The organism is Tritonibacter horizontis (assembly GCF_001518015.1).
GTDB classification, from domain to species: domain Bacteria; phylum Pseudomonadota; class Alphaproteobacteria; order Rhodobacterales; family Rhodobacteraceae; genus Epibacterium; species Epibacterium horizontis.
The window spans coordinates 1-2,873 of sequence record NZ_LPUY01000115.1; the positions used below are offsets into that span (position 1 = coordinate 1).

Consider the following 2,873-nt stretch of genomic DNA (forward strand, 5'->3'; position numbering starts at 1 on the left):
GGCCGGTCGATGTGCCCGCGCCGGCCATGGGCCGGGGGGCAGGCCGGGGCGGTGGACGGGTCAAGACACGTCTGCTCGGCTTCAACCCGGCAGCGGCCAGCGATCCGTTTGCACAGGCGCCCTCTGACAGCAGTTCTGCCAAAGGGTACAGCGAATTTCCTGTCGGATGGCTGGCGGTGGTCGCCGGACCGGGGCGCGGCGCGACCTTCACCCTGCACGCAGGTGTGTCCACCATCGGTCGGGGCAGCGGCCAGGCGGTGCAGCTGGATTTCGGCGACAACAGCATTTCGCGCGAGCAGCATGCCGCCATCGCCTATGATCCCGAACAGCAGCAATTCTACGTTGGTCACGGCGGCAAGGCCAATCTGGTGCGGCTGAACAACCGCCCCGTCCTGTCCACCGAACCGCTGAATGCCGGCGACAGCCTGCGCGTCGGCGAAACGGAACTGCGCTTCGTCCCCTTGTGTGATCAAAGCTTTGGCTGGGACAGCCCGGCTGACAGCGACCTGCGCCATGCTGCCACACGCTAAATTCACCTATGATACCGCCACGGCGATCAGCCAGGGCCGCCGCGACCGTCAGGAAGACAGCGTCGCGTCGGATTTCCTGGCCGGGGCCGGTCTGGGCTTTGCCGTGCTGGCGGATGGCATGGGCGGTCATGCGGCCGGCGATGTGGCGGCAAAGATCGCGGTGACGGAGGTCTTTGCCGGGCTGAAGCTGTGGTCGGATGCTCCGGCGACGTTGGAACCGCGGATCGAACAGGTGCTGACGGGCGCGGCCGAAGAGGCAAACGCGTCGATCCGCGCCTATGCGGCGCACCGGCCAGAGGCGCTCGGCATGGGCGCGACACTGCTGGCGCCGGTGATCGTCGATGATCGGCTCTATTGGCTGTCGGTGGGGGATTCGCCGTTGCTGCTGTTTCGCGACGGGCGGCTGTATCGGCTGAATGCGGATCATTCCCTGGCTGCGCAGCTGGATGTCATGGTGGCAGAGGGCAAGATCACCGCAGAAGAGGCGCGGAGCCACCCGGATCGCGACTGCGTCACCTCGGTCCTGACCGGCAATGCAATCCCGCAGATCGAGTGCCGCAACGCGCCGCTCTCGCTGAAACAGGGGGATCTGGTGATCGCCACCAGCGATGGGTTGCTGGCGCTGAGCGTTGCCGAACTGGAGACCGTGCTGACCGACGGACAGGCCCTGACCAGTGCGGCGCTCAGCCAGGCGCTGCTGGCGCGGATCGAGGCGACAGACGCGCCGGAACAGGACAACGTCGCCTTTTGCCTGATCCGCGTCCAGCCGGCAGAGGCCGCCGCGCGACACCAGCCCGCCCCGCAAAAACGCGCCCGGCGCAGCGTGACCTTTGTTGCGCGTGGCAACCGGCAGGAAGGCCTGCGCCTGGAACATAGCATCGGGGATGGATCCGCATGATGACCGCAGACGCCGCATTGACGCCGCTGGCCGGCCAGTTGAGCCAGACCCTGCAGGCCGGCCTTGTGCCCCGGCAATACGCCGATTGGGGCCAACGCCTGCTGCAACGGCTGCAAAAACCGGTACAGGTGGTGGTCATCGGCCTGCCGGGAAGCGGCAAATCCGCGCTGATCGACATGCTGCTGGGCGAACCGGTGCTCGGGCAATGCGCCCCTGCCGGCATGATCGAGATCACCTTTGGCCAGAGCGCGCGGGCGGAAATCGAAACCGCCGAGGGCAGCCTGCACCACCATGAGGGCCGCCTGTGCGACCGGACCGCGCCAAGGGATCAGGGGCCTGCCTGCCTGCGGGTGCGTCAAGAATTGCCCGACTCCCGCCTGCGCGGCATGAGCCTGACCGAGATCGCCCTGTTTGGTGCCCCCTCGCGCCAGCAGGCCATCATGGAGCAGGCCGTGGCCTATGCCGATATCCTGTTGTTTTGCAGCCGCGATTTCACCGCCCCCGAACAGGCGCTCTGGGCTGAGGTGCCCGATGCGCGCAAGGACCACGGCTTTCTGGTGCTGACGATGGCGGACCGGCGGATCATGCGTGGCACCCTGAAAGAGGCCATCGCCGCGCTGGAGCCGGTGGCGACACAGGAATTCCTCGGCCTTTATCCTTTGGCCGCCATTCAGGGGCTGACCGCGCAGGTCGGCCAGCCGGACGGGCAAAAGGGCGTGGATCGGCAGCTGTGGCACTCCAGCGGCGGCAAGCGGCTCTATGATGATCTGATGCATCAGATCGACCTCGGCCGGACATCCGATCTGGATCAGGCTGAAATGCTGGTTCGCCAGTTTGCGCTGCCCGCCGCCGCCCCCCTGGCGGCCAACTCGGGCACGGGATCCAACGTGGGCACTGGCTCCGCCACGGGCAATGAAACCGCTGCGCCCAAAGCGGCGGCGTCTCGTCCGGCGGAACCCGCGCCTGACCCGACCGAACGGCAGGCGACGCGCCCGATGTCGCAGGTTGCGGCCGCGCTGCGGCCCGGCCAGCGCCAGGCCACGGTTGGCCACCTCGCGGCCCATGGCACCGGGTCACCCCAGACCGCACCGCGCGCCCCGGTCGACCTGCGGGCGGAGGACGACCTGCTGGCCGAAGCCTCTGCCATGATCCGGGACCGCGCCAAGGATCTGCTGGCCCAGTGCGAGGGCGCCGACACGCCGGACCTGTCGGGGGTGTTCGAAGGCGCGCTGGACACGGTGCGTCAGCTCTTGCAGACCGTTCAGCCTCATGCCGCCGGATCCGAGCCGCTGCGTGCCGCCCGAGACGCGGCCGAGGACGGCGAAGAGGTGCTGATGCTGTGCCAGCTCGAACAGAATGAGGACGCCGCCGTCGATGCGGTCACGCTACTGTTGCAGCTGCGCCGGGAACTCTCCCCCGCGCAAAACCAAAGCCCGCCCTGACGC

3 protein-coding genes are annotated in these 2,873 nt (G+C 68.0%); all 3 read left to right on the forward strand.

The features are described from left to right. A partial coding sequence (locus TRIHO_RS20095; protein ID WP_131811231.1) for an FHA domain-containing protein occupies nt 1-530 on the forward strand: 530 nt, incomplete at its 5' end. Continuing rightward, nucleotides 514-1,428, forward strand: a complete 915-nt coding sequence (locus TRIHO_RS20100; protein ID WP_068248081.1) for a PP2C family protein-serine/threonine phosphatase — start codon at nt 514-516, stop codon at nt 1,426-1,428. The genes TRIHO_RS20095 and TRIHO_RS20100, both read left to right, overlap by 17 nt. Continuing rightward, nucleotides 1,425-2,870: a hypothetical protein gene (locus TRIHO_RS20105; protein WP_068248084.1), complete on the forward strand. Its 1,446-nt coding sequence runs from the start codon at nt 1,425-1,427 to the stop codon at nt 2,868-2,870. The genes TRIHO_RS20100 and TRIHO_RS20105 overlap by 4 nt, the downstream gene beginning before the upstream one ends. Nucleotides 2,871-2,873 lie beyond the last annotated feature (3 nt).